At 63.7% G+C, this 25853-nt stretch carries 23 protein-coding genes; 3 read left to right on the forward strand and 20 right to left on the reverse strand.

Annotated features, from left to right (window positions below; all coding sequences use genetic code 11):
- The 13 genes from QCE73_RS24605 to QCE73_RS24665 all read right to left on the reverse strand — a co-directional run bounded on the left by QCE73_RS24605 (position 1) and on the right by QCE73_RS24665 (position 14210).
- On the reverse strand, positions 1-1185 hold the full coding sequence (locus tag QCE73_RS24605; RefSeq protein WP_309883960.1) for a beta-ketoacyl-[acyl-carrier-protein] synthase family protein: 1185 nt from the start codon (positions 1183-1185) through the stop codon (positions 1-3).
- Positions 1182-3572, reverse strand: a complete 2391-nt coding sequence (locus QCE73_RS24610; protein WP_309883961.1) for an MMPL family transporter — start codon at positions 3570-3572, stop codon at positions 1182-1184. Before QCE73_RS24610 ends, QCE73_RS24605 begins: the two co-directional genes overlap by 4 nt.
- Positions 3573-3604: 32 nt before the next feature.
- Complete coding sequence (locus tag QCE73_RS24615; protein WP_309883962.1) at positions 3605-4240, reverse strand: outer membrane lipoprotein carrier protein LolA; 636 nt, start codon at positions 4238-4240, stop codon at positions 3605-3607.
- Positions 4228-4665: a thioesterase family protein gene (locus QCE73_RS24620; protein WP_035500663.1), complete on the reverse strand. Its 438-nt coding sequence runs from the start codon at positions 4663-4665 to the stop codon at positions 4228-4230. Before QCE73_RS24620 ends, QCE73_RS24615 begins: the two co-directional genes overlap by 13 nt.
- Positions 4658-6250, reverse strand: coding sequence for an aromatic amino acid ammonia-lyase (locus QCE73_RS24625; RefSeq protein ID WP_309883963.1), 1593 nt, complete (start codon positions 6248-6250; stop codon positions 4658-4660). The genes QCE73_RS24620 and QCE73_RS24625 overlap by 8 nt, the downstream gene beginning before the upstream one ends.
- Positions 6237-8000 (reverse strand): glycosyltransferase, encoded by a 1764-nt coding sequence (locus QCE73_RS24630; protein ID WP_309883964.1) that lies wholly within the window; start codon positions 7998-8000, stop codon positions 6237-6239. Before QCE73_RS24630 ends, QCE73_RS24625 begins: the two co-directional genes overlap by 14 nt.
- Positions 7997-9706, reverse strand: a complete 1710-nt coding sequence (locus tag QCE73_RS24635; RefSeq protein WP_309883965.1) for an AMP-binding protein — start codon at positions 9704-9706, stop codon at positions 7997-7999. The genes QCE73_RS24630 and QCE73_RS24635 overlap by 4 nt, the downstream gene beginning before the upstream one ends.
- Positions 9703-10353: a hypothetical protein gene (locus QCE73_RS24640; RefSeq protein WP_309883966.1), complete on the reverse strand. Its 651-nt coding sequence runs from the start codon at positions 10351-10353 to the stop codon at positions 9703-9705. The genes QCE73_RS24635 and QCE73_RS24640 overlap by 4 nt, the downstream gene beginning before the upstream one ends.
- Complete coding sequence (locus QCE73_RS24645) at positions 10350-10601, reverse strand: acyl carrier protein (protein WP_238211965.1); 252 nt, start codon at positions 10599-10601, stop codon at positions 10350-10352. The genes QCE73_RS24640 and QCE73_RS24645 overlap by 4 nt, the downstream gene beginning before the upstream one ends.
- A gap of 2 nt (positions 10602-10603) precedes the next feature.
- Positions 10604-10903: a phosphopantetheine-binding protein gene (locus tag QCE73_RS24650; protein ID WP_035500590.1), complete on the reverse strand. Its 300-nt coding sequence runs from the start codon at positions 10901-10903 to the stop codon at positions 10604-10606.
- Entirely contained in the window at positions 10884-11675 is a 792-nt protein-coding gene (locus QCE73_RS24655) for a 1-acyl-sn-glycerol-3-phosphate acyltransferase (RefSeq protein WP_035500588.1), read from the reverse strand. Before QCE73_RS24655 ends, QCE73_RS24650 begins: the two co-directional genes overlap by 20 nt.
- On the reverse strand, positions 11662-12363 hold the full coding sequence (locus QCE73_RS24660; protein ID WP_309883967.1) for a beta-ketoacyl synthase chain length factor: 702 nt from the start codon (positions 12361-12363) through the stop codon (positions 11662-11664). Before QCE73_RS24660 ends, QCE73_RS24655 begins: the two co-directional genes overlap by 14 nt.
- A 932-nt stretch (positions 12364-13295) precedes the next feature.
- Positions 13296-14210: a phosphatidylinositol-specific phospholipase C gene (locus QCE73_RS24665; RefSeq protein WP_309883968.1), complete on the reverse strand. Its 915-nt coding sequence runs from the start codon at positions 14208-14210 to the stop codon at positions 13296-13298.
- A gap of 255 nt (positions 14211-14465) precedes the next feature.
- Here QCE73_RS24665 and QCE73_RS24670 point away from each other — a divergent pair, with 255 nt between their 5' ends.
- Positions 14466-15485, forward strand: a complete 1020-nt coding sequence (locus QCE73_RS24670; RefSeq protein ID WP_309883969.1) for a LacI family DNA-binding transcriptional regulator — start codon at positions 14466-14468, stop codon at positions 15483-15485.
- A 24-nt stretch (positions 15486-15509) separates the two neighbouring features.
- On the opposite strand, the gene ugpC is transcribed toward QCE73_RS24670, so the two are convergent.
- The 7 genes from ugpC to QCE73_RS24705 form a co-directional block, all read right to left on the reverse strand.
- Positions 15510-16601: a sn-glycerol-3-phosphate ABC transporter ATP-binding protein UgpC gene (ugpC, locus tag QCE73_RS24675; protein ID WP_309883970.1), complete on the reverse strand. Its 1092-nt coding sequence runs from the start codon at positions 16599-16601 to the stop codon at positions 15510-15512.
- A gap of 100 nt (positions 16602-16701) precedes the next feature.
- Complete coding sequence (locus tag QCE73_RS24680; RefSeq protein ID WP_309883971.1) at positions 16702-17907, reverse strand: porin; 1206 nt, start codon at positions 17905-17907, stop codon at positions 16702-16704.
- Positions 17908-18011: 104 nt separating this feature from the next.
- Positions 18012-18803, reverse strand: coding sequence for a carbohydrate ABC transporter permease (locus tag QCE73_RS24685; protein WP_309884197.1), 792 nt, complete (start codon positions 18801-18803; stop codon positions 18012-18014).
- 59 nt (positions 18804-18862) lie between these two features.
- Positions 18863-19765, reverse strand: coding sequence for a sugar ABC transporter permease (locus QCE73_RS24690; protein WP_309884198.1), 903 nt, complete (start codon positions 19763-19765; stop codon positions 18863-18865).
- Positions 19765-21003: an ABC transporter substrate-binding protein gene (locus tag QCE73_RS24695; RefSeq protein WP_309883972.1), complete on the reverse strand. Its 1239-nt coding sequence runs from the start codon at positions 21001-21003 to the stop codon at positions 19765-19767. The genes QCE73_RS24690 and QCE73_RS24695 overlap by 1 nt, the downstream gene beginning before the upstream one ends.
- A gap of 324 nt (positions 21004-21327) precedes the next feature.
- On the reverse strand, positions 21328-22110 hold the full coding sequence (locus QCE73_RS24700; RefSeq protein ID WP_309883973.1) for an inositol monophosphatase family protein: 783 nt from the start codon (positions 22108-22110) through the stop codon (positions 21328-21330).
- Between the two features lie 406 nt (positions 22111-22516).
- Entirely contained in the window at positions 22517-23299 is a 783-nt protein-coding gene (locus QCE73_RS24705; RefSeq protein ID WP_075583876.1) for a hypothetical protein, read from the reverse strand.
- Positions 23300-23730: 431 nt separating this feature from the next.
- Here QCE73_RS24705 and QCE73_RS24710 point away from each other — a divergent pair, with 431 nt between their 5' ends.
- Together QCE73_RS24710 and QCE73_RS24715 are read left to right on the forward strand one after the other, a co-directional pair.
- Positions 23731-24966 (forward strand): amidohydrolase family protein, encoded by a 1236-nt coding sequence (locus QCE73_RS24710; RefSeq protein ID WP_309883974.1) that lies wholly within the window; start codon positions 23731-23733, stop codon positions 24964-24966.
- A 20-nt stretch (positions 24967-24986) separates the two neighbouring features.
- On the forward strand, positions 24987-25823 hold the full coding sequence (locus tag QCE73_RS24715; protein WP_035503772.1) for a bifunctional allantoicase/(S)-ureidoglycine aminohydrolase: 837 nt from the start codon (positions 24987-24989) through the stop codon (positions 25821-25823).
- Positions 25824-25853 lie beyond the last annotated feature (30 nt).

Raw genomic sequence — 25853 nt, forward strand, 5'->3', positions numbered from 1 at the left:
TCAGCCCGCCAGAATCAGGCTGACATTGCTGCCGCCGAATGCGAACGAATTGGTCATGACATGGCGCGTGCCCGCCACGCGCGAAAGGCGGCGCTTCGTCTGCACGAGATCGAGCGCGGGCAACGCGGTGTCGGCTTCGCCGTCCCACGCATGCATCGGCAACGGAACGTCGTCGCGTGCGAGCGTGAGCCATGCAAAGCCGAGTTCCGTCGCGCCCGCCGCGCCGAGCAGATGCCCGGTGAACGGCTTGGTGCCGCTCGCGGGCACGCCGTCCGGGAATACGCGCGCCATCAGACGCGCTTCCATTTCATCGTTCTTGCGCGTGGCCGTGGCGTGCATGTTCACATAGCCGATGTCACCAGGCATCACGCCGGCATCCGCAAACGCCGCACGCAGCGCCATTTCGCCGCCGACGCCTTGCGGATCGGGTGCCGATACATGATGCGCATCGCTGGATTCGCCCACGCCGGCGAGACGCACGGCGCTTTCGTCGCGCGTCATCAGAAACACGGCCGCACCTTCGCCGATGTTGATCCCGTTGCGGTTGCGGCTCATCGGATTGGTGCGCACGGGGCTGACCGAATCGAGCGAGGCGAAGCCCTGCACGGTCAGCTCGCACAATGTATCGACGCCGCCGACGATCACCGCGTCGCACAGGTTCAGTTGCAGCAGACGCCGCGCCGACGCGAACGCTTTCGCGCTCGACGTGCAGGCCGTCGAGATCGTGAACGCCGGGCCTTGCAGGTTCAGCGCGGCCGCCGCGAACGGCGCGGCCGTGCCGATTTCCATCTGCCGGTAGTCGAAGTGCGCCGGCAACGCGCCCGTTTTCGTGCGATGAGCGAACGCTTCTTCCGCTGCGCCGACGCCCGACGTGCTGGTGCCGAGCACCACGCCGATGCGCGCGGAGCCATAGCGTTGACGCGCCGTTTCGATCTCCGGGCGAATCCGTTCGAGCGCCGCGAGCAGCAAGCGGTTGTTGCGGCAGTCGAAGCGTTCGAGCGCGGCGGGCGGTGCGATATCGAGCGGCGCAAGCACACGGCCGACGAACGCATCGCCGTTTTTCATGGACACAGGTCCCATGCCGGGCGATTGCGATGCAGCGAGCGCGGACGCGATTGCAGCGGTGTCGTCGCCGAGTGCGTTGATCATGCCGAGCGCATGCAGATAGACAGGCGGCAGTGTCATGCGTGTTGTCTCCCTTCGTTTGGCAAGGCCATCGGTGCGAGCAGCACCGCCACCAGAATGCCGAGCGTGAGCGTGAGGCCGAAGCTCTTCAGCGCGGGCATGCCGCTCATGCCGAGCATGCCGAACGACAGCAGCGTCGTCGCAGCCGACAGCAACACGCCCGTCCAGACCGCGCCGAGATCGGCACCGTCGCGCAGGCATCCTTCGCGCAGGAACACGGCGTAGTTCGCGCCGACGCCGAGCACCAGCATCAGCGCGAGGCAGTTGAACAGATTGAGCGGCACGCGCGCATAGCCGAACGCCGCGAGCGTCACGCCGATGGCGAGCAGCACGGGCAACGTCGTCGCGATACCGCCGCGCAGCCGATAGCGCGTCATCACCAGCACGAGCACGAGCAGCAGCGCGCCGGCGAGCCAGATGGCGCTATCGACGCGATATTCGCCGAACAGCGCCGACACGCTCGCGGCTTTGTCGACGAACACGACGCCTTCGGTCGCACGCGCCGTTGCGATCAGCGCGTGCAGGTTCTGCGGCATCACGCGGCGCGGCATCACGATGGCCGCGTAGCCGTGCTGACCGTTGGCATCGACGGCGCCGAGCCACAAATGAGAAAACGGCTTCGACCAACTCGCCGCGAGCCAGCGCTCGACCGTCAGCGGCTGCGTTTGCGTTGGCGCTTGCGCGAACGAGTCGATCCACTCGTCCGCGATGTCGTCACGGAAGCCCGCTTGCAGCAGCGTCGCGCGCAACGCGGCCGGATCGGCGAAGACATGTTGCGCAAGGAGCGCACGGTCTTCGGCCTGACGCCGCGCCGACGGCACGAACTGCGTGATCGAGCGCCATCCGTCCACCGACCGATCGCCCGAAAGCGCATCGAGTTTCGCGCCCAGCGCTTCGGCACGTTCCAGCACGATGTCCTGCGTCGCGCCCTGCACCACGAAAAACTGCGCGGTATTGTCGATGCCGACCGCATCGCGCACCTGATTCTCCTGCGCGACGAGCGCCGGATCGCGCTGGATCAGCAAATGGATATCGTCGTCGCTCTTGAGCAGCAGCCAGCCCGGCGCGCAAACGACGACGAGCGCGACGGCGACGGCCCACGAACGCTTCCCGCCGATCGCGCGCTGCCAGCGTTGCAGCAGCACGGCCGCGCGCGCAAAGAGACGCCGCTGAGTGGCCTTCGGCCCGTTCGACAACATCGCGGGCAGCAGCCACATGACCGACGCGAACGCGACGCAGATACCCGTCATCGCGAAGCAGGCGATCTGCTTGAGCGCGGGAAACGGCGCCCACGCGAGAATCGCATAGCCGAGCAGGCTCGTGGCAAGCGCCACGGAAAGCGCGGGCCGCACCGAACGCGCGCCTTGCTTCGCATCCCAGTTGCGCGGCGCGCCGAGATAGACGACAAAGTACTGAATCGAATAATCGACGGCCTCGCCGATCAGGCTCGCGCCGAACACGAGCGTCAGCAGATGGAGCTTGCCGAACACGGCCATCGTGACGGCCAGTGCGAAAACGATGCCGAGCGCAGTGGACATGAATCCGAGCAGCAACAGACGCGGCGAGCGGAACACCCACAGCATCAGCAACGCGATGCCGCATGCGGACGCAATGCCGATCAGATGCACTTCGCGCTCCGACGCACGTCGCGCCGATTCCGCGTAAAACACGGCGCCCGCGCGCGCGACGGACGCATCGGGCCATGCGGCGTGCAACGACGTTTCCGCCTGCGACGCCGCCGACAGCACCGCACGCTGCACGCGCGATTCGTAGGCGGAGCCGTTGAGCGTCGTGACGACGAGCACGCTCGTCGTGTCGCCGCGATGCGCGACGAGCATGTTGTCTTCGAGATCGAGGTTCGACGTCGCGAGCGGCAGGTCGGACAGCCAGTGTTCGAGCCACCCGAACGGATCGACGGCGAGCTGCGTTGCGAGCGGGCCGCGCACGGGGTTGTAGATGCGCTGCATCAGCGCGTCGTACAGCGATGCAGCGCTTTTTTCGGACGAGTGCGTGAGAGCATCGCGGTCGTCGCGTGTCAGCAGGCCGAAGCGATACGGCGTGTAGAGCGCGCCGATCCGCGCGATATCGAATGGCGGCAGCTCCGCCGTCACGGACGCGAACGCGCCGCTCGCCTGCAGCGTCGCGCCGAGTCGTTTCGCGGCGGCCTTCGCGTGATCCGCGTCACGGCTCGACACGAGGAACACCGTGCGGTCGCCGAGCGCGTTCGAGAGCTGATCGACGGCCTTTTCGGCGACGGGATTCGCTTCGGTCGCGGGCAGCAGCGCGAGCAGATTCGTCTCCAGCGGCGACGGTCCGCTGAAACGATGCACGCAATACAGCACCGCGACGAGCGCGAGCGCGATCCATGCGGCGCGAACACCCCACATCGACATCCTCGTGCGCTGCCCGTGCGCGAGGCTCATGGCGCGCCCAACAAGGTGCGTTCGGCGGATGGCAGATCGTCGGCCGCTTCGCTCTTCGTGAACTCGATGCGCGTAGTATCGCCGCTCGCGAGATCGATCCGCAGGCTGCGCAGGAAAGCGCCTCCCGTCATGTGCAAGCCGCGAATCGCCTGCGCGAGTTGCGGCTGGTTCGGAGCAAGGTCGAGCGTCCAGTCCGAAGCCGAGCCGTGCGCATCGACATCGAACTGCGAGTACAGCGCGGAGAGATCGCCGCCGAGCATCGCGCGCATCATCTTCGAGACCTGCGCGACGCCGCGCACGCCTTGCGCGCTCTTCGTGCGGATGCGCTTGCCGTTCGCGTCGACTTCAGTGACGCCTGCATCGGTGATGACGAACGTCGCCGCATAAGGCGTTTCCACGCGCCAGATCACGCCGCGATCGCGCATGAACACCAGCGTGCCCGTGCTCACGAGCGGCTGCTTCATCGCTGAGAGCGTCTGCGTCTGCGTGAACTGTGCGCGCACGCCTTTCATCTGCGCGAGCCGCGATGTCACCTGCGCGACGAGCGCCTGATTGCCGGATGCAGCATGCAATGGCGCCGCCGTGAACAGCAACAAGACGAGCAACGCACGGAGCAGCTTCAAACCGCCCATACGCGCTCCAGCTTTTCGAACAAGACAGGCGGCGACACGAACTGCAATTCCTGCGTGGCCGCATCGACGGCGACCTGGATCGTATAGCCCTTGGTCAGACGCTGGCCCGTTTCGCAATCGACGATTTCATAGCCGATCTTCAGGCGGTTCTCGTATTCGAGCAGTTCCGTGCGCACTTCGATGCGCTGTCCGTAGGTCGCGGGCCGCACGTACTTCAGATGCGCCTCGACGACCGGCCACACATAGCCCGACGCCTGCATCTCGCGATAGTCGTAGTCGAACGCGCGCTGCAGCGTCGAGCGTCCCGCTTCGAAATACTTCAGATAGTGGCCGTGCCAGCACACGTTCATCGCATCGACATCGTGAAACGGCACTTCGACGATCGCGCTCGCCTTGAGCGTGCGAGCCTGCGCGACTTCAGCCATGACGCGCTTCCTTTGCATCGGCATCGACCAGAGCGCACGCCGCGATGCGCGCCGTCAACGCGCGCAGATCGCGCTCCAGCGCACGGTCTTCGGCGACGAACGGCGAAACCGATGCGATCGTCGCCGCGAACTCGCGCAGCGGCGCGGGCACGGGCGTTTCCGGATCGAGACGCAGACGCAGATTCAACGCCTGCACGGCGGCGAGCGTGTGCGCGGCCGCGACCTGCTCCGTCAGTTCGAGCACGCGCAGACAGTCGCGCGCGGCGATCGTGCCCATGCTGACCTTGTCCTGGTTGTGCGCTTCGGTCGAGCGCGAGAACACGCTCGCGGGCATCGTGTGCTTGAGCGCCTCGGCGGTCCACGCGGACGCCGAAATCTGCACGGCCTTGAAGCCGTGATTGATCGGCGCGCGCCCATGCGTTGCGCCGGTCAGATTGCGCGGCAGGCCGTTGTTGAACTTGTCGTCGACGATCAGCGCGAGCTGGCGATCCATCAAATCCGCGAGATTGGCGACGGCCGTCTTCAGCGCGTCCATCGCGAACGCGATATGGCCGCCGTAGAAGTTGCCGCCGTGCAGCACGCGCTCTTCGTCGGGATCGATCAGCGGATTGTCGTTTGCGCTGTTGAGTTCGTTCTCGATGTCGCGGCGCATCCACGTGAGCGCGTCGGTGGCCACGCCGATCACGTGCGGCGCGCAGCGGATCGAATAGCGGTCCTGTAGACGATGGCCCGGCGTGTCGTTGCGGCCCGCGAGATCGGCGCGAATCCATGCGGCGGCTTCGGCCTGGCCCGCGTGTGGCTTGACTGTGAAGATCGTCGCGTCGAAGTGCGCGGCGCGGCCATCGAGCGCCACCGTGGAGAGCGCCGTGAGACGCGCGGCAAGACGCGTCAGATGACGCGCGCGCGCGAACGCGAGACACGCGAGGCCGGTCATCACGGCCGTGCCGTTCATCAGCGCGAGCCCTTCCTTCGGCGCGAGCGTAAGCGGCGTCACGCCGAGCGTGGACCACACGCCGGCGGCATCGCGCAAGCTGCCGTCGAACATCACGTCGCGCTCGCCGACCAAAGCCGCCGCCACGTACGACAACGGCGTCAGATCGCCGCTCGCGCCAACCGAGCCTTCCGACGGAATGCGCGGCAGCACGCGATGATTGATCAGGTCCGCGAGCCGTTCGAGCAGCACGAGACGCACGCCGGAAAACCCGTACGCCAGCGAATTCAGACGCGCGGCGATCACGGCGAGCGTCGCTTCGTCATCGAGATACGCGCCCATGCCGCAGCCGTGATAGCGCGTGAGTTGCAGCGGCAGCGCCTCGACGAGTTCCATCGGCACATCGACGACGCATGCATCGCCATAGCCGGTGTTCACGCCATACACGGTCTTGCCGGCCGCGAGATGGCGGCGCAGAAAGTCCGCGCCGCGCTCGATGCGCGCGCGCCAGCCGGCGTCGCCGTTCAGGGCCACGGGCGTGCGGCGCGTCGCAATCGATACAACCTCTTCGATCGTCAGATGCCGCCCACCGAAGGTTACCGCGGTCGCTTTGCGCGGCGCGCGCACCTCGTCGATCAGATCATGCTCGGACATCGTTTCCTCTGGGCGCGGAGCCTTCCGTCATCGTTTTGCCGGGACGCGCCCAGAAATCGAAGAAATTGAACCATTGATATGGAGCCTTGCGGCAATAGTGTTCGAGCCGCGACGCGTAGCGCTGCGCCCACGTCGCGATGTGCTGCGCGCGTTCACGGCGCGGCAATGCGATGCGCTCCGCGAACGGCTCGAAATACAGCCGATGGCACGTGCCGCGTTTCGCGTCGCGCTCTTTCAGGCAGAAAAACAGATAGACGGGACAGCCGAGCGCATGCGCCAGCACATACGGCCCTTGCGCGAACGGCGCTGTCGCGCCGAGGAAGTGCGTCTCCGTCGTGCGGCCCGACTCGTGCGCGGGCACGCGATCGCCGACGATCACGAGCAATTCGCCCGCGTCGATGCGTTCCTTCATCATCATCGACGTATCGGGACCGAAGCCGCTCACCGGCATGAGCCGCCGGGCGAAGTCGGCGTTGGCCGTCGACAGCACGCTGTTGAAGCGCTTTGCGTGCTCCGTGTAGACGACGGCCGTCACTTTTGCGCGGCCATTGCGCACCGCGAGCGCGCGCGTCATTTCGAGATTGCCGAGATGCGCGCCGATGACGAGCGCGCCACGTCCGCTCGCGACGAGTGCTTCGAACGCGGCGGGATCGTCGAACACGACGTCGTCTTCGGCGATCCGGCCCGACCACGCGGCGAACCGGTCCAGCCCCGACTGCGCGAACGCGAGCATCTGCCGATACGTGGAACGCCAGCCCGGACGCGGCGTGCCCTCGCCCGGCGCGGCGTGCTCCAGATGCGCGAAGTATCGATGCGATGCGGCGCGCGCATCGCGCCCCGTCAGCAGAAAATAGCCGACGACGGGATGCAGCCACAGCCCCGTGAAGCGCACGCCAAACAGACGGCAACTGAGCGCGAGCAGTGCCATGCCGAGCCGGCTGCCGCGCTCGGCGACGCGCCACCAGCCGCTCTCGGCGCGCGTGGCGGCGGACGTCTTGCGCGGCATCGCCTTGTGCGCGAGGAGCATCGGCAGACGCAGCAGCATGCCGCACACGAGCCGCGTATGACTCGCGCTGATGCGCACGTTGTCCCACAGCACGTCGAAGTGCGACACGCCATCCGTCGCGTAGACGACGCGCGTTGCCACGGTGCGGAACGCGAGACGCCGCCAATGCAGGCGCACCAGAATTTCGATGTCGAAGTCCATGCGCGTGCCGAGCCGCACGCTGTCGATCAGCGCGCAGACCGCATCGAGCGGATACAAACGAAAGCCGCACATCGAATCGCGGATCGTGAACGACAGCGTCTCGATCCAGACCCACACGTGCGTCAGGTAGCGACCATAGAGACGCGACTTCGGCACGCTTTCGTCGTAGACGGGACGCCCGAGAATCACCGCGCCGGGTTCGGCCCGCGCGGCCGCGAGAAAGCGCGGCACGTCGTTCGCGTCATGCTGGCCGTCGGCGTCGATCTGCAATGCGTGCGTGTGGCCCGCGCGCCGCGCCGCGCGCAAACCCGCCATCACGGCTGCGCCCTTGCCGCCGTTGACGGGCAGGCGCAGCAGCGTCATCTGTTCGCCGTACTGCCCGCCGAGCTGCGCGAGGACGGCTTGCGTGGCCTCGTCGCTGCCGTCGTCGACGACGAACATCGGCAGGCCGTGCACGGCCAGGCGCGCGACGGTGCCGCCGATCGCATCCTTGTGGTTGTAGATCGGAATGACGATGCACGTCCGCAGGTTCGCGCCGCTCATGCGCGCTCCCGGTACACGACAACGCCCGACGAACAGTCGCGTCCATTCAGCCGATATGCGAACTGCACGCGGCGGCGCGCCGCATCGTGCGCGAGCCGCAGATCGAGCAGCGCGCCGGGCGGCACGGGCGCCATGAACTTGAGACGATCGACGGATGCCGCGTCGCGCGTGCCCGCGATGTGCTCCGACGCGAGCCGGATCGCCCAGTCGACTTGTACGACGCCTGGCAGGATCGGCAGATTCGGGAAATGTCCGTCGAAGTGAGCGAGCGTGGAAGGCACGCGCAACTCATAGTGCAGATTGTCGCCGTCGCGCGTTTCGGAGAGCACTTCAAAGCCTTCGGCGCGCGTGCCGAACGACGCCGCGACCGTCGCGACGGGCAGCTTGCCGCGCGCATCGAACGGCAGTGCGATGCGAAAACGCCAGCGGCGCGGCAAGAGAACGACGTCGAAATACGCGGCGAGATGACGGCGCAGCGCTTTCGCGAGCGCGACGCGGCCTTCGTCGCGCAGCGCGGCGCTGCCCGCATCGCTCAACGCGACGACGGCGCCCACGCGCTCGCGCGATGCACCCGCGAGCGGCACGACGCACGCCTGCGTCACATACGGATGCAGCGCGAGCCGCGCCTCCATCTCCGGCAGCGACACGCGCTTGCCGTCGAGCTTGATCACGCGATCGAGACGGCCTTGCAGGCTGAAGCGGCCGTCATCGTCGAAGGCAATCGCATCGTCGGTGCGATGCCAGTCGCCGTGGCCCAGATGCGGCGAGCGCACTTCGAGCGCGCCGTCGTCCGCGCGACGCACATCGACGCCGGCGAGCGGCTGCCACGCCGGCGTTTCGTTCTGCCTGCGCCACGCGATGCCGCCGGTTTCCGTGCTGCCGTAGATTTCGACGGGCGCGTCGCCGAACACGCGCGCGTAGTCGTGCGCGGCGTCCGCCGCGAGCGGGCCGCCCGAGGAAAAGAACACGCGCGGCGCGGGCGTCAGTTCATCGAAACCGGCCAGCGCGGCCCAGCGCACGAGTTGCGCCGGCGACGACACCATCACGGTCGCGCCGCAGCACGCGATGCGCAGCTGCACTTGCCGCGGCTCCGCGCACAACGCGCGATCGAATGCGCGGCCCGCCGCGAGCGGCCACATCACGCGAAACAGCAGCCCGTAAATGTGCCGATGCGCCACGCTCGCGAGCATCGTCGCGTCGCCGATGAGCGCGCCCCATTCGCGTTCGAGCGTGCGCACTTCGACATCGAACTGTGCGAGGGTCTTGCGGATCGGCTTCGGGCTGCCGCTGCTGCCCGATGTGTAGAGCGTGAGCGGTGCGTGCGGGTCGATCGGCATCGGCTTCGGCGACGCGGCGACCCCGATCGATTCCGTCGCGGCCAGCGCGCGGATGTCGTCGTCGGTCAGCATGGCGTCGTACGCGTGGGCGAGATCGGCGAGATAGCCGGGCGCCGAGCTCGCGGGAATCACCGGCTCCTTGCCGCACGCGAACAGCGCGAAGAGCGCGCAGGCGAAGTCGAACGGATCGTCGATGCACAACGCGTAGCGGCGCGCCGACTGCTCGCGCAGCCACCACGCGAGGACCGCCGTGCGCGTGCGGAAAGCCGCGTGCGTGATGATCGTGTTCGCGCTTGCGGCGCGATCGTCGCGGCAGACGGGTCTCTGCGCATCGCTCGGCGCGCACAGCAAATCGTGCAGCGCGATCATGCCGCCTCCGCTCGCCGCGCGCGCGGCAGGATCACGAGATAGCGCCACACGATTTCACCCACGAGCAGCACGCCGACGAGTCCATACGAGATCGCGCCGTTGTACAGCGACCATGCCTCGCGCTGCCAGTACAACGCCGTATAGAGCGCGAACAGGCCGTTGGCGGCAAAGAACACGCACCAGATTTGCGTGACGCGGTGCGTGTGACGCACGGCGGCGGCGCTCAGATCGGGCGTGCCGATGCGCGCGAATTTTTCGATCATCGACGGGCCGCGCACGAGCGTCGCGCCGAACGCGATCAGCAAGCCGAGGTTCACGAGCGACGGATAGATATGCAACAGGCGTTCGCTATCGGTCCACACGATCGCGGCGGACGCGGCGCTCAGCATGAAGGCGACGATCCAGTCGACGCGCGTGAGCCTGCGCAGCGACACGCTGACGACACCCGTGCCAATGCAGCGCTGCAGCCAGATCAGCGCGAACAGCAGGCAGCCGGCGTAGCGCGGCGCGTTCCAGAACCACGCGCCCAGGATCACGGCCGGATAAGCGAGCTTGAACGCGACGTTCAGCGCGAATCCGGTCCAGCCTCGCGCCTTTGCATCGGTGGTCTGACTGCTTGGCGCGTGCGCGGTCTGCGACTGCATCATTCCTGCTCGACGAGCAATGACTCGACGGCGGCGACCACGTCCGCGACCGTGCGCACCGATTTGAATTCTTCGGGCTTGATACGGCGGCCCGTCATTTCCTGCAGCTTGATCGCGAGATCGACGGCGTCGATGCTGTCCAGATCGAGCTCTTCGAACAGGGAGGCCTCGGGCGTCACGCGCTCCGGCGCAATGCCGAAGTTCTCTTCGAAGATGGCGCGGATGCGCTCAAGAATTTCATTCTCGGTCACGGTCATTCCCCTTGTTTCTCGGCTTCGTCCGCAGCATGCGCAAGCTCGCGCTGGCTCGCCACCAGCGCGACGAGCGTGTTGATCGAACGGAAATGTTCTCGCGTATGCTCGTCATTGGCCGCGATGTTCAGTTGATAGTGTTCGCGCAGCACGATGCCGATTTCGAGCGCATCGATCGAATCGAGACCGACGCCGTCGGTCTCGAAGAGCGGCGCGTCGTCGTCGATGTCGTCGGGCTGCATGTCTTCGAGATCAAGCGCTTCGATCAGAAGCCGTTTGATTTCAAGCTTTAAAGAATCCATAGTCGATCAGATGCCGGGTAATGTGGGCTTCGATCGCGCTCGTCACCGTGCGTGCGGCGAGCGCGGGTGTCTCGTCGCGTGCGGCGAGTTCGTCGGCACGCAGGGGCTCGAGCACGTTCACCTGCATGTGGAATGCACGTTCGGGTACGTCGTGCCAGCGCATGTCTTTCGTGAACGCGGGTGGATCACAGTCCATCAGCACGGGCAGAATGGGCGCGCCCGACTGCAAGGCCATGTGGGCGAACCCGCGTGAGAACGCGTGCATGCGGTTGCGTGTCGGACTGCGCGAGCCTTCGGGGAAGATGATCATCGTGTAGCCGCGCGCGAGTTGCCGTGCGCCTGCTTCGACGAGCTCGACGGGGTTCGCATTGCTCACGTATTCGGCCGCGCGCATCACGCCCCAGAAGAAGGGGTTGCTCCAGTGCGCGCTCTTCACGACGCAACATGCGCGCGGCGTGAGCGAGAGCAGCACCACCACGTCGATCCACGTCGGGTGATTCGCGACGACGATGGCCGCGCGCGGCGAGTCGCGTCTGAGCGCGCGGGCGCCATGCACGTCGAGCTTCATCACGCCGACGCGCACGAGCACGGCGACGAGCGCGCGAAAGAACGCGTGAATGATGGCGACGATAATGCGCTGCTTCGAGTCGCGATGCGGCCAGATCGAAGCGAGCGGGAACACGATCAGCGAGAAGCCCAGCCCGCAGACGCCGAACGAGGCGAATGCGAGAGCCGTCGCAACGAGGCGCCAGTAGTAATCAAGCGCCTTCATGCCAGGACCATTGCCAGGTCGAGTTCTTGCCGCGCCATTCGCTCGCCGTGCGCGTGTCGAGACAGTGCTGCACGGCATGGCTCTGGGAAGAGAACGTCGTGCCTGGGAGAGCGGCATCGGTCTCGTCGCCGACCGTTGCGCGCGCGCATTCCAGGCGACCCGTTTGCATGGATGAGTCGAGCAATATCGCGAGCGCCCCGCCATCGACTTCATCTTCGACGGTGCCGTATGCGGGATCGGCGGGTTCGTCGGCATAGACGAGCAGTACCGGGCCCGAAGGGTCCGTTACGTATTGCGCGTACGCTTCGAGCAAGGCATAGCCGAGGGTTTCAGTGCCCGCGGACAGGGCGCTGGCCGGTGCGCGGTCGCCGCGCACGATGCCGAAAACGCCGGTCATCGTGTTGAGCACGGAAAGACTAAACGACGTGGGCGAGACTGTCTTGCCCGCATCGATGGTGTGCAGGATCTCGGTCGTGCGGCCCAGTTCGCCATGACGCGAAGCGAAGACCAGACGCACTGCAGGCACATGCGCAACGCAGTCGTGCGCCACCTTCAGCGCGGCCCGCGACAGCGTGCTGAGCCGGCGTCGCGTCAAAGGCTCGATGAAGCCTAAGTCGGGGGCGGCGGATGCAGCGGCAGGCCACAATGACCAGCGAGCAACCGGAATAGTCCAGCGCGTATCGGGCATGTCGGTGTTCGCGTGAGAATTCTTTTAACCGGGCAGAGAGGACCGACGGAGGTACGCCATAACGCGCCCACCCAGGCATGGACACACCCAGCGCTTATATATCGAGTACGTTGAATAAGATCAGGTTAACGGCATGACGGCCGGAATATTTAGGAGTCAAACGCGCGAATCTGGCGCGCCGTCCGGCCATTAAAACGGTAGCGCCGGATTTTACCGGCGATTGCGACTGAAAGCAGCATAAATAACCTGCTGATCAGCATCCGTCTCAGTTTCGCTACGCGTCTTGCGGATCGGTGGAACCGCGGTCAATCAAGGCACAGAGAGCTGTTCGCGTTTGACTCGAGCCGCCCTGCACGCAATCGTCAAAGAGTGTTCGCACCCGCGGCGGCGAGACTTTGCGAGCACGATCCGTACTCTGTCGCAGGTGCTGATCTGCTGGAAAACGCATGACAAGCCTCTGCCTTCACGTCGACGACAACCGACGCCATCGTGAAACCGACGAGAGCGTCGCATCGATTGGTGACCGATCTTAGAAGCATGACGGTGTTTGTAAACAATCGAGCGGCACGTTTCGAAAATCGTGCGACAACATGCCGAGATCGCTTGCGTTGCGGGATAGAACATCGCGGTCGAATGCGTGATCGCGCGCCGCGCTGGAGTCCTTTTTCTGGCTGCCGATCGCCTTCCGAGAGAAAAGATGGAGTCGACGATTTATTGCAAAATTGCCTGAGGCGCAATGCGAGATGAAGGTATATATCTAATTTGGTATACTAAATATTTTCCAAAACCCGATGAAGGCATTGGTGACCTCTCACTCGTAGAGAGGGACAATGCAAATATCATGAAATCACCGATTATTTTGGTTTGCTAAAGAGTCGGGAAGTGACGTTCTGTCAGCGCTACCCGTTCCCGATTTCACCCTTCCACACCGGCTACCGCCCTGCCATTTGTACCGTGCCGATATCAGGCACTAAAGGGGTATTGCGCGCCACCAGCGCACGAACCAGTGCCCAGTCCGCATACTCACAGAAGTCGATCATCACGGTTCCGCACGGTCCATCGTGGCCGGCGAGGCGCCCGACCAGCATGTCGTTGATACCGCGCCGCCCATCGTCGCCGCATGCCACCATACGTGGGTTAGCACCCATCCCGGTGCCACTGCAAAAATTGATCATCCAGCGCTCCAGACTGCTTCGTCCGGTGTGAACGAGTAGTGCTTCGATCACGCGAAACTTGTAGTCAATCGATGCCCGTACTGGCACGCGGTACTCGTCCTGAATGGAAAAGGCCGCATTCGGCAAGTTCAATTCGAACGTGTCATTCTCAGGCCACGCGGACAGATCGATGCCCAGCGCAGACTCACTGGCGAAACGTCGCAATAGCACGATCGCGCCGCGCACTTCGCCCAGACTCGGAATCGTCTCGCCCAGATACCAGCGTGGCCCCGCATGGTGCCGGACATAAGACCCGAACGTCTGCGCAAAGCTGCGCGTGCAGTCCCGGGAGCCGCATTCGTCCTTCACCGACATCACGATGCATTCGCCAGGATGCCGTGCCAGAAACGCAGCGCAAACGGCGATCACATCTTCAAACATCAGGCCAAGTGGGATGTGCGCATGATTGATGTGAAAGACATCGTCCTGATGCCTGCAGCGAATATCGAGTACCCGCGCACCATGAGCCAACTGTTCCGCCAGTGTTGCGCCCTGCGTTTTCGCGAGCGGATCCTCGATCGTGTATGCGCAGGTGTCGTGGCTGCCTGGCAAAGTCAAATGGTTCAGCGCGAGATCATCGGAAAGGCTCGACATCCAGCAAACCAGCGGAGTTTCGGCAAGGTGAGCGTTCATCAGGGGCAATGGGTTAATATTAAGGGAGTGCCGGGTACGGTCGGTTATGAATTGCGCTGAAACGGCGACGCACATGCCCCGTGCAGACGGTCGGCTGTCGGTCTTCTGGTTGTGCAGGGGATTGTCCAGGCACAGCACGCCGTGCGCGCTGCGGGAATTGCTTTTTCCGTTACATATCGCTCGATGCCCGTCTTCCCGTCCTCCTGATCACGAAGGCTGCCGTAAGCTAGCCTTGTTTCCGCTCACCCGTTATACATGCCACAGAAACAAACGCCCTGGGTGACCGCCGCCGATGTTGCGCGGCGTGCAGGTGTGTCGCGTTCTGCCGTATCGCGCGCGTTTTCGCCTACCGCGAGCATCGCGCCGGAGACGCGCGAGCGCGTGATGCAGGCAGCCCGCGCCCTCGGCTATCAGGTCAACCTGATTGCGCGGGAAATGATCATGCAGCGCAGCAGCATGGTTGGCGTGGTCACGGCCGGCTTCGAAAATCCCTTCCGCGCGAAACTGCTCGCACAGATCATCTCCGCGTTGAGCCGGCATGCCCTGACGCCACTCGTGCTGAACGCCGAAGATCCGCGCCAGATCAAGCAATCGCTCGAGATGCTGCTCAGCTATCGCATCACAGGCATCGTGATGACATCGGCATCACCGCCAGTCAGCCTCGCACGACAGTATCTCGACTACCGTATCCCGGTCACGATGATCAACCGCGCCGCGAACCTGCCTGGTGCCGACATCGTCTTGAGCGACAACGAGGCCGGCGCCTCTTCCGCGGTTCGCATGCTGGCAAACGCGGGAGCCAGGCGTCTCGTCTTCGTCGGGCCGACAAGGACGAGCTTCAGCGCAAAGGCGCGCGCGGAAGGCTTTACGCGCGCAGTGGAAAAGCTCCGCGAGGGTGGCACGCTGCATGCCGCAACGCTCATAACCACGTCCGATACCTATGAGTCCGGAGTCGCCGCCGCACACGCCATATTCCAGGGCACGCCACAGCCCGACGGCGTGTTCTGCTCCTCGGACCTGCTCGCGCTTGGACTGATCGATACAGCCCGGCATCAGTATGGCCTGCGCGTGCCCGGCGATCTGTGCGTGGTCGGTTTCGATGATATCCCTGCCTCGGGTTTCGAAAACTACCAGTTGACGACGATCCGGCAGGACACGGCGGGCCTTGCCAATGCTGCAATCTCGATGCTGACCGAGCGGATCGACGCATTCTCAGGCGAGTCACGTACACGCGTTGTGCCAGTTGAACTGCTCGTGCGCAAGAGCTGTACGTAACGGCAACGTGCTGCGGGGTGGACATCAGCCCACCCGGCAGCCCGTCCCGGCATCGAAGAAGTGCAACCGCTCGGGCGGCAGCACGACATCGATCGCGTCGCCCGGCTCGATGCGCTGCTGATATGGCACACGCACGATCAGTTGCTGCGTACCCCACGTGCCAAAAACCAGGTTGTCCGCGCCGAGCATCTCGCACAGTCCCACCGATAGCCGTGTCATGCACGCGCCTCCAACGCCGGCTGGCAGGATATGTTCGGGACGGATGCCAAGCACGTAGGAGCGTCCCGGCACGAGCAAGTGGCGCACGGAAGTATCGGCTACGCTTACCCCTTCGCCGGGCGCACCCTCGACCATGAAGATGCGGCCGTCCGCAGCGAGTTGCCCCTTGAGCAGGTTCATCGCCGGCGCGCCCATGAAGCCCGCCACGAAGACAGTCTGCGGTCTGTCGTAGATCTGCGCCGGCGTGCCGATCTGCTCGATTCGCCCCTGATTCAGTACGACGATGCGCTGCGCAAGCGTCATCGCCTCGACCTGGTCGTGCGTGACGTACAGCGTCGTCGTGCCGAGGCGTGCATGCAGGCCGCGCATCTCCACGCGCATCTGCGAGCGAAGGCGTGCGTCGAGGTTCGAGAGGGGCTCGTCGAACAGGAAAAGCTGCGGCTCGCGCACAATCGCCCGCCCCATCGCGACACGCTGGCGCTGGCCGCCCGAGAGCTCGCCCGGCTTGCGCGCGAGCAGCGCGTCCAGCGACAGCATGCGCGCAGTCTCGTAGACACGCGTGTAGATCTGGTCCTCGCGCGTGCCGCGCATCTTCATGCCGAACGCGATGTTCTCGGCCACACTCATGTGCGGATAGAGCGCGTAGTTCTGAAACACCATGGCGACGTCACGCCTTTGCGAAGGCACGTCGTTGACGACACGCGAACCGATCAGGATCTGTCCCGTCGTCACGGACTCGAGTCCGGCCGTCATCCTGAGCAGCGTCGACTTCCCGCAGCCCGATGGCCCGACCAGAACGACGAATTCACCGTCGGCCACGTCGAGATCAATATCGTGCAGCACCTGATGCGCCGGCTGTCTGGTCTTGCCAACCGAACGAAATGCAAGTGTGGACATCTGGTTTACCTCCGGACTTCAACTTGAACGCCGGCCGACGAACCGCCCGCCCGCCGCGCGGGTTGCGCGGCGAGCGCGCAGGCTCCGCCGGACAAGATCATCAGAAGCGGTGCAGGATGCCTGCGCCCACCACGACCTGACTGCCCGAGGACGACGGCGAGCCATTAAAGCCGTCTCCCACGGTCGCAGTCGCGTTAATGATCTGCACGCCGTTGGAACCGAGTGTCTGACCGTTCGCACGCGTGTACGCCTGTCCCGAATAGAGTCCCGTGCGTTTAGAGAGACTGTAGAACTGCGTAAGGGAAATCTGATGGTACTGGGCCGCGTGGCGAATGCCGTTCGCCTGGCTTGCCCGCGTGTAGCTGTATCCACCGGCAAGATCAAGCGTCGTCAGCGGCTTCCAGTGCAGCACGAGACCCGCCGTATTGAAGATCGCCTTCTGCTGGAACGACGAGCCCACACCCGGAAGATACTGAACGTTCGAGTACGACATCGAGACGTCCCACTCCGGGGAGAACCGGTAGCCGCCCGTCACCGCGACACGCTGCTGTGCCTGCGAGGTGGCATAGCCATTGTTGAGCGCCGAGACACCCGGCTGACCGCCCGAATTCGCGGTGGAACTGGCGCCCCAGACGCCACCTCCCGGCGTGGCGTTGTTCACGCGCTGAACGCCTGCAGCCAGGCCGAACGGACCGTTCAGGTACTGGGCCGCCGCGCTCCATGTCGAACCGCTGTTGAATGCGCCGGCGACCCCGCCCAGCGCATACGACGCACCGAACGTGAACCCTGCGATCGAGGGCGACGTATAAACCGCCGAATTGTTCGCACGGAACGTCGTGTCGAGCGAATCGATGTCGCCCGGGTGGGCGCCAAAGAAGCCGGTGAGGTATTTCGTCGGGCTATAGGGTGAGAGCAGCAGGTAATACGACGTGTACTGGCGGCCGAAGGTGAGCGAGCCGTAGTCCGCATTCGAAAGACCAACGAACGCCTGGCGCGTGAAGATACCGCCTGCGAACTGCGCCTGGCCGTTTTGACTGTTGAATCCCGACTCGAGCTGGAAGATCGCCGTCGTACCACCGCCAAGATTCTCCGTGCCTTTCAGGCCGAAGCGGCTACCGGCCCACGCACCGCTCGTCATCGTCACAGCGGAGTGCCCGCCCGTAGTCAGCCCTTTCGACGTGCTGCTGCTCTGGTATGCAATGCCATTGTCCACCACGCCAAAGAGCGTGACACTCGTTTGTGCCAGACACATCGGCGTTATCGCCAGCCCCGCAAATGCAACGACGGTCTTGATGTTGTTTTTCATTTCGTAATCCTAATTATTGGACCAATTTCTACAGCTTCAAAGCAATTCACGGTTTCTTAAGCCAGCGCCGCCACCGTGCGGACGGTACCGTCCCTACCCTTTGCTCATTTCAACCCGCCCGTGAAGCCGCGCAGAAGATAGCGCTGTACGTAGCCGGCAAGCATCAGCGTCGGTAGCGAAGCGATCAGCCCGGCGCTCATCAGTTCGCCCCAGTCAATACCGTTCTCCGTCACGTAGCCCGCGATGGCCAGGGGCAGCGTGAAGCGGCTCGGTGACGAGACGAAGAGCAACGCAAGCAGGAATCCGTTCCACGCGGTGATAAACACGAAAATCGCGGTGGCGATCAATCCCGGCGCGCAAAGCGGCAGCACAATGTACGCGATGCGCTGCGCGAGACTGGCTCCGTCAAGATCTGCCGCCTCCTCACATTCCAAGGGTACGTCTCGCACAAACGGCAGCAGCATCCAGATCGCCATCGGCAGGGTGTAGATCTGATAAGCGAGCATCAGCCCGAACACCGAATCGAGCAGATGCAGCCACTTCGCCAGCGAGAAGAGCGGCACGGCAACCGTGATCGGCGGCATCAGCTTGAGCGCGAGCACGAGGACAAGGAACAGCATGTCCAGACGCGCCGGAAAACGCAGCCGTACGAGCGCGTACGCGGCCGGAAAGGCGAGCAGGAGCGAGAGCAGCGTGGCTCCAAGCCCGACAAGCACGGAGTTGAGCAACTGCCGGTCGATACCGCTCTGCCAGACTGTCACGACGTGGGCCAGCGTCGGAGCGGACGGCAACAGCGCGAGTGGATGATCGAGGCGCTCGACGGTGGGCATGAACGCCGTACCAATCATCCACACGCAAGGCAACAGCAGGACCGCGAGTGCGCCAAGCCGGAGCATCCCGAGGGTGATCGAGCCTCGCGCGATCGGTGCAAAAGGCAGACCGCGCGGGGCCCGTATCACGCGGCCCGTTTCACGGCTGATTTCCATATGTATCCTGAGACAAGAATGGCGCACGTAGCCAGCATCAACACGGCGGCCGCACTGGCCGGGCCGACGTTGAAAAAGCGGAAACCCGTGTCGTAGATGTAGGTCGAGAGCGTCTGGGTTGCGTTGCCCGGGCCGCCGCCCGTCAATGCGTAAACCTTGTCGAACAGCTTGAAGGTATCGATCGAACGCAGCAGGAGCGCCAGCATGATGTGCGGCGCAATGAGCGGCAGCGTGATGTACCGCAGGCATTGCCACTCACGCGCCCCGTCGGTGCGGGCCGCTTCCGTGAGCTCGCGCGGAATCGACTGCAGACCAGCGAGAATCACAAGAAACGCCATGGGCGTCCACTGCCACACGTCGACGAGAATCAGCGACCAGAGCGCAAGCTGCCGATCGGACAGCCAGGGCACGGCCGGCAGACCCAGTACCGCCAGCAACGTGTTGAGGAAACCGCTGTAGTTGAGCCAGTTGCGCCAGATGGCCGAGCACACGAGCGTCGAGAGCATCATCGGCAGGATGGCGAGCGGCAACGCGATCTTGCGGCCCGGAAACGCACGTGCGAACAGCAGCGCGAGGCCAAGCCCGAGCAGCACTTCCGCGATCGACGCGACGATCGTGAACTGCAGCGTGTTCAGGAAGCTCGCACCGAACTCCGCATCCGCGGCAACCGCACGATAGTTTGCGAGGCCGACGAGGGTCCGGTGGCCGGAGGCGTAATCGACTTCGTAGAACGAGTCGATCACGACCCGCGCTACCGGATAGAGCGCGAGCACGCTGAGCACCAGCACAGCAGGGCTCATCAGAATGATCAGCGGCAGGTGCCGACGCAGCATGCACGTGAGCGAGCCGGAAGCGCCCGGTTGCACGCGCATCATCCGGCCACCACGGGTAGAACGTGCGAGATCTTCTGCGCGGCCTGCCGCAGTGCCACATCCGGTGCGAGCTGCCCCGTCAGCGCGAGCTGAAGCGAATCGCCAAGGATCGCCTCGATCTGCTGCCAGTCCTTCACGCGCGGCCGCGCGCGGCCCGCTTCAAGCGCCTTGAGCTGATCCGGATACCAGCGGTACTGCCTGACGAGTGCCGGGTCGGCGAAGACGCTCCTGCGCGTCGGCGGAATGCCGAGCGTTGCAAGCTGCGTCTGCGTAGCCGGCGAAGTCAGGTACGCCAGAAAATCCGCGGCGAGCTTCGCATGCGGGGCATCCGTCGGAATGCCCATTTGCCAGATGCCGAGCATGGGCGCCGGACCTTTCACCTGCCCCGGCGGTGATTGCAGCGCGATCTGGCCGACCACGCGCGATTTCGACGGATCGTCCAGCGCGGCAATCCACGCGGGCCATACTTCGATGGACTGGGCAGCGACGCCCTTCTGCAGGGCATCGCGCACTTCGGCGGCTCCGTATACGTCGACATCCTTGGGCGCCGCCGCCTTCAGCGCGATCAGCATCTTCAGTGCGGCGAGCGCCTGCGGCGAGTCGATCGTCACCTTGCCGCTGACATCAACCACATCGCCGCCGTAGGCCCAGAGGATCGGCAGATAGCCGGTTACGACCGGGTTGCCCTTCGTACCTCGGAACACGACACCCGAGACACCCTGGTCTGCGCCACCAATCGTGTGCGCAATCTTCAGTACGTCGTCCCAGCTTTTCGGTGGTTGCAGGCCCTTGCCCGCGAGCAGGTCCTTGCGATACGCGAACATCTCGACATTTCCGACGATCGGCAATGCATACAACCCACCCGAGGGGGCTCGGCCGAGCGACACCGTCGATTCAACCATGTCCGTGTCAACAAGCGCAGCGGACAACGGCTTCAGCCAGCCGTTGGCGATGAACTCGGGCGACCAGGTGTCGTCCATCATCACGAGGTCGTAGGCGCCCGTGCCCTCACGCATGGAGAGCTTCAGCTTCTGGTACAGATTGTTGCCAGGTAGCTTCAGCAGCTCGATATCGGTATCCGGATGCAGCTTCCTGTAGCCCGCGACCGCCTGCGCGAGCCCCTGGCCGTAAATGTCGTCGCGCCCCGCGATCACAAGGTCCGCTGCTTCGGCAGCCAACGCTGCAACGGATAGATCTACTGCCACCGAAACCGCACGCCAACAGGTAAACACCTTCATTTGCATCCTCAGATAAATCATGGCTCTGGACTGACGGGCTATCGCAAGACAACTGAATGAGTGGGGTTTGCACCCCCTGACAACAGCCCCTGTATCACTGCTTCTCGATCCGGCTCGATACCCGCGCCATCCCAATAACCGGGCATCGAATGGCAGGGCACTTTCTGCATCGACCAGGAATTGACCCTGCCCGCCCGACTCCGTCGAGTACCTTCCCGATCCATTGCACTCGTGTGCAATCGAGGACAAGGAAATCGTAAGAACATTATCAGCGACAAGACGTGACAATTGCGTGTCAGGATAAGCAAGAGATAGCGCCAGCACTCACGTGGCCATTGCCTGCTCCAGCACGTCACGCAGCGCCGGGGTACAGGCGATGACGTAATTGCCGTGCTCCAGACACCCTGCAGTCAGGAAATCGCTGACCCAGCCGCCCGCTTCCTCCACGAGGAGGATGGCCGCGGCTGCATCCCAGGCGTTGATGTGCAGCTCGCAAAAGGCGTCTTGGCGGCCCATCGCGACGTAGGCAAGCCCGAGCGCACCCGAGCCTCGCCGCTTCACTCCCGCCCCGAGAGCGTGAAGCCGCGCATGCACGGTGGCGTAACGTGCGTATGGCACGCGGGAAGACCAGCCGAGTTCGACACTTGCGTGCTCGATATCATCGATCGAACTGACCCGCAACGGTTGCCCGTTCAACGTCGCGCCAGCTCCGCGCCGGGCTGCGAACAGCTCGTCGCGCATCGGGTCGTAGAGCACGCCGATCTCGACCTTGCCATCGCGCAGGAACGCGATCGACACGCAGAAATGTGGGACGCCACGTGCGAACTCCGACGTACCGTCAATCGGATCGACGACCCAGACGTTCGGGCCGTAGGCACCGCCGCCCTCCTCGCCAAAGAAGTCGTCGCCCGGAAACGCCGCAGCCAACCGTTGCGCGATCAGCCGCTCGACGTCGCCGTCGGTTTCGGTCAGATAGTCCTGCGGACCCTTGAGGGTGAGCTTCAGTGCGCCATCGCGCTCAAGAAAGCGTTTGCGCACCAGATCGCCCGCTTCGCGTGCTATTGCACAGGCGGACAGGTATCGTAACTGCATTGTTGTATCGTGCATGAACCACGCCCTTTAATAACGACGGCAGCCATGATGGCCCCGGAGTGAAAAGTAACGCAGTCTAGGCAAACGGCTGGCCACGTCAAGTGCAAGTGCACGCGGCGTGTGAATGTGGAGAGCGCTGCCAGGTTGATGTGCAGGCAGCGGTAGACCTAGGCAAACGTGAAACCGCTTTGTTACGGCCGAAGCTTCACGCTCCCGCAGCGCCAGCACGCGAGTACAGTTCGCGCGCGATCTCGCTTAGCGACTTACTTTCGCTCCATCGCTGTCAAATCTGTTTCCTGTCCTTGCTATTCAACCCCGACTTTCTCAGTCGTTTCATTCGCATTTTTTACTCTGATCCTAATTGGAACAGAGGTGTTGCACCGATCGATTGAATCCGTCACTGCACAACAGATGCGATGATTTATTCAGCGGCAACGACGACTCGCGGGCGTCGACGCGTTGCTACGCGCTTCGTGCACCACTGAACGACCATTGCAAGCAATGCCGCTTCGAAGAATGCCAAGGTGGGTCGTTGGTATGGAAGCGTGAAACTCAACAGTAGACAAAATGCTGCGAACGAAACACGCCCTAGCACCATGCCTCGCAACAACGAGATCACAAAAGCAGGACCGTGCGCGCGTTGGGACGACACTGAAAGGATGATCCCGAGCAGCGGGAAGACTGCAAGCAATCCACTCCACGTTGGGCCAGCCCAAGCTGATAACGATGTAACACACAAAGTCAGGATAGCGCCGGCGATCATTCTGCCTAGCAGGTCGAACCGAGAAAGCGGCGCTCCGGCCGCAACGCTTGAAGTTATTGGCAAGAACGCCTTGCCAATGGACACTGCCGCGACAGCAACGATCGACGCCCACAGAGGCGAAGTCGGGAGGAACGAGAGACCACACGCGCATAGGAACCAGACGACGAGACCGGCGACTAGAGCGACTGGCCAGGAGCGCGACCGACAAGTCCACGCATAAGCGAAGTTGAACCCTTCCGACGCAAGGATTGCAGCCAGCGATAGGGTTGCTGCGCGTGCTCCGAACACGCCTCCGTGCGATAGCGTCAATAGGTACAGAATCGGCCCGGCGACGACGGGCAATCCAGCCAGCCAACCAGCGATCGATGGTCCCCACCACTTACCCGACATCGAAACGACAAGCACAAACAGGGGAACCAGTGTCAGCTTGAGCACGAGCATGATGGTACCGAGGCACTTAAAGCCGCATTCTACTGTGTGACGCTGGGCGAATAAATGAGAACAAGTATGAAAGAGGCTCGCTTCCCCACAGCAGAACGTGTGTTGGGAATCTATCTGCTTAGCGTGACGGTCGGAGTAGCTTTCCTAACATTGCTTTTCCTCATAACCTGCTGGAGGACATGGCGCCATACAGGTCATGGTTATGACACTAATGGCGTCAGAACGTACGTTCGCCTCAGCATCCCGAACAACTCGCAAGCTCATCGCAAAATCCATTCGCAAATCAAATACCCCGCATTCAAACATTTAATTTGTCGATACCAACCGTCTCCGATATTTTGTACAGGTCCACCCCACCGAGGACCCCACAACCCAACGTCGCAACCGGTTCAGGACGCGTTGAAAAGGTCCCGAATCATTGAGGCACAAGCATGTTCGACCGCGTATTCGTCAATGCCATCGACGCCGATGGCAATCCATTGAACCTCGCGGTAAAAGACGGCCGCATCGCCAGCATCGGCTCGCAACGCATCGAAACGCGCGACGAAGAAGTCATCGATCTCAAAGGCCATCTCGTCCTGCCCGGCTTCGTCGACGGCCACATCCATCTCGACAAGAGCTTCGTCGGCGATGGCTGGCGCCCTCATCGCTCCGCCGCGAGCCTGCGCGAGCGTCTCGCCATCGAAAAGCAGGAACTCGCGCGCGCACGTCCCATCGCCGAGCGCGCGGATGCGCTGATTCGTCAGGCCGCATCGTTCGGCACCATTGCAATGCGCAGTCATGTCGATGTCGACGCGACCACGGGTCTCACGAATCTCCACGCCGTTATGGAAGCGCGCGAAAAATGGCGCGGCCTCGTCGATATCGAGCTCGTCGCGTTTCCCCAGGCGGGCGTCGTGTCCTGTCCGGGCACCGCGGACGTTCTCGATGCGGCGGCGCGTGAAGGCGCTCAGGTCGTCGGCGGCATCGACCCGACGACGCTCGACGGCGACGCCGACGGCCAGCTCGATATCGTCTTCGGCATCGCCGAAAAGCGTGGCGTGAAGATCGATATCCATCTGCACGAAGCCGATCAGCAAGGGATCGACCAATTGCACCGGATCGCCGCGCGCACGAAGGCGTCGGGACTGCATGGCCGCGTGACGGTCAGCCACGCCTACGCTTTGGGCGATGTCGCGCCCGACGTGGTCGACCGCGTCGCGTCGGCGCTGGCGGATGCCGGCGTATCGATCATGACCAACGCCCCCGGCGATCGCGCGTTCCCGCCCATCCTGCGATTGCGCGCGGCAGGCGTGCGCGTCTTCACCGGCAACGACAACATCCAGGATGCCTGGTGGCCGTACGGCAATGGCGACATGCTGCAACGCGCGATGCTGATCGGTTATCGCTCAGGTTTCTATACTGATGATGAACTGCGCGTCGCGCTGCACATGTCGACCGATGCCGGCGCCGCGGTGCTCGGGCACGACGCTTACGGTTTGAAGGCCGGTCACGACGCGACCTTCGTCATAGTGAAGGCGGCCAACGCGGCCGCAGCCGTCGCGGCTGTGCCGGCGGAACGCACGATCGTGCGCAGCGGAAAGTTCTGGGGCGATGTGTCCCGCCTGCAATTCGAGTCCGGTCAAGCCGGACACCACCACGGCGTCGCGATCAGCACGGCGGCGTGAACATCAACGGAGACTTACGTATGTCAACGAATACCTATTACGCGCCTCACGGCGGTCATCCACCGCAGACAGAGCTGCTGACCGATCGCGCGATGTTCACCGAAGCGTATGCCGTCATCCCCAAGGGCGTGATGCGCGATATCGTCACCAGTCATCTGCCGTTCTGGGACAAGACGCGTCTCTGGGTGCTGGCGCGGCCTCTGACCGGGTTTGCCGAGACGTTCTCGCAATACATCATGGAAGTGGCGTCCGGCGGCGGCAGCGAAAAGCCTGAACAGGACCCGAACGCGGAAGGCGTGCTGTTCGTCGTCGAGGGCGAAATCGAAGTGACGCTGCAAGGCAAGTTGCACGTGTTGAAGACCGGCGGCTATGCGTTCATTCCGCCCGGCACGAACTGGCAGTTGCGCAATCGTCATAAGGATACCGCCCGCTTCCACTGGGTCCGCAAGCACTATGAAGCCGTGGATGGCGTGCCGCTTCCCGAAGCCTTCGTGACGAACGAGCAGGACATCGAGCCGATCGCCATGCCCGGCACCGAAGGACGCTGGGTGACGACGCGCTTCGTCGATTCCAGCGACATGCGCCACGACATGCACGTGAACATCGTCACGTTCCAGCCCGGTGGCGTCATCCCGTTCGCGGAAACGCACGTGATGGAACACGGTCTCTACGTGCTGGAAGGCAAGGCGGTGTATCGGCTGAATCAGGACTGGGTCGAAGTGGAAGCCGGCGACTTCATGTGGCTGCGCGCGTTCTGCCCGCAAGCGTGTTATGCGGGCGGGCCGAGCCGCTTCCGCTATCTGCTGTACAAGGACGTCAACCGGCACATGAAGCTGACGCTCAACGCGCCGCGTTGATTGTCGCGCGATGCGGCACGCCCTGCTGCT

This window comes from Caballeronia sp. LZ029, from assembly GCF_031451275.1.
GTDB lineage: Bacteria > Pseudomonadota > Gammaproteobacteria > Burkholderiales > Burkholderiaceae > Caballeronia > Caballeronia jiangsuensis.

Coding starts and splice junctions, on each gene's coding strand:
- QCE73_RS24605 (WP_309883960.1), bottom strand. CDS start 1,185: ATGACACTGCCGCCTGTCTATCTGCATGCGCTCGGCATGATCAACGCA.
- QCE73_RS24610 (WP_309883961.1), bottom strand. CDS start 3,572: ATGTGGGGTGTTCGCGCCGCATGGATCGCGCTCGCGCTCGTCGCGGTG.
- QCE73_RS24615 (WP_309883962.1), bottom strand. CDS start 4,240: ATGGGCGGTTTGAAGCTGCTCCGTGCGTTGCTCGTCTTGTTGCTGTTC.
- QCE73_RS24620 (WP_035500663.1), bottom strand. CDS start 4,665: ATGGCTGAAGTCGCGCAGGCTCGCACGCTCAAGGCGAGCGCGATCGTC.
- QCE73_RS24625 (WP_309883963.1), bottom strand. CDS start 6,250: ATGTCCGAGCATGATCTGATCGACGAGGTGCGCGCGCCGCGCAAAGCG.
- QCE73_RS24630 (WP_309883964.1), bottom strand. CDS start 8,000: ATGAGCGGCGCGAACCTGCGGACGTGCATCGTCATTCCGATCTACAAC.
- QCE73_RS24635 (WP_309883965.1), bottom strand. CDS start 9,706: ATGATCGCGCTGCACGATTTGCTGTGCGCGCCGAGCGATGCGCAGAGA.
- QCE73_RS24640 (WP_309883966.1), bottom strand. CDS start 10,353: ATGATGCAGTCGCAGACCGCGCACGCGCCAAGCAGTCAGACCACCGAT.
- QCE73_RS24650 (WP_035500590.1), bottom strand. CDS start 10,903: ATGGATTCTTTAAAGCTTGAAATCAAACGGCTTCTGATCGAAGCGCTT.
- QCE73_RS24655 (WP_035500588.1), bottom strand. CDS start 11,675: ATGAAGGCGCTTGATTACTACTGGCGCCTCGTTGCGACGGCTCTCGCA.
- QCE73_RS24660 (WP_309883967.1), bottom strand. CDS start 12,363: ATGCCCGATACGCGCTGGACTATTCCGGTTGCTCGCTGGTCATTGTGG.
- QCE73_RS24665 (WP_309883968.1), bottom strand. CDS start 14,210: ATGAACGCTCACCTTGCCGAAACTCCGCTGGTTTGCTGGATGTCGAGC.
- QCE73_RS24670 (WP_309883969.1), top strand. CDS start 14,466: ATGCCACAGAAACAAACGCCCTGGGTGACCGCCGCCGATGTTGCGCGG.
- ugpC (WP_309883970.1), bottom strand. CDS start 16,601: ATGTCCACACTTGCATTTCGTTCGGTTGGCAAGACCAGACAGCCGGCG.
- QCE73_RS24680 (WP_309883971.1), bottom strand. CDS start 17,907: ATGAAAAACAACATCAAGACCGTCGTTGCATTTGCGGGGCTGGCGATA.
- QCE73_RS24685 (WP_309884197.1), bottom strand. CDS start 18,803: ATGCTCCGGCTTGGCGCACTCGCGGTCCTGCTGTTGCCTTGCGTGTGG.
- QCE73_RS24690 (WP_309884198.1), bottom strand. CDS start 19,765: ATGCGCGTGCAACCGGGCGCTTCCGGCTCGCTCACGTGCATGCTGCGT.
- QCE73_RS24695 (WP_309883972.1), bottom strand. CDS start 21,003: ATGAAGGTGTTTACCTGTTGGCGTGCGGTTTCGGTGGCAGTAGATCTA.
- QCE73_RS24700 (WP_309883973.1), bottom strand. CDS start 22,110: ATGCACGATACAACAATGCAGTTACGATACCTGTCCGCCTGTGCAATA.
- QCE73_RS24705 (WP_075583876.1), bottom strand. CDS start 23,299: ATGCTCGTGCTCAAGCTGACACTGGTTCCCCTGTTTGTGCTTGTCGTT.
- QCE73_RS24710 (WP_309883974.1), top strand. CDS start 23,731: ATGTTCGACCGCGTATTCGTCAATGCCATCGACGCCGATGGCAATCCA.
- QCE73_RS24715 (WP_035503772.1), top strand. CDS start 24,987: ATGTCAACGAATACCTATTACGCGCCTCACGGCGGTCATCCACCGCAG.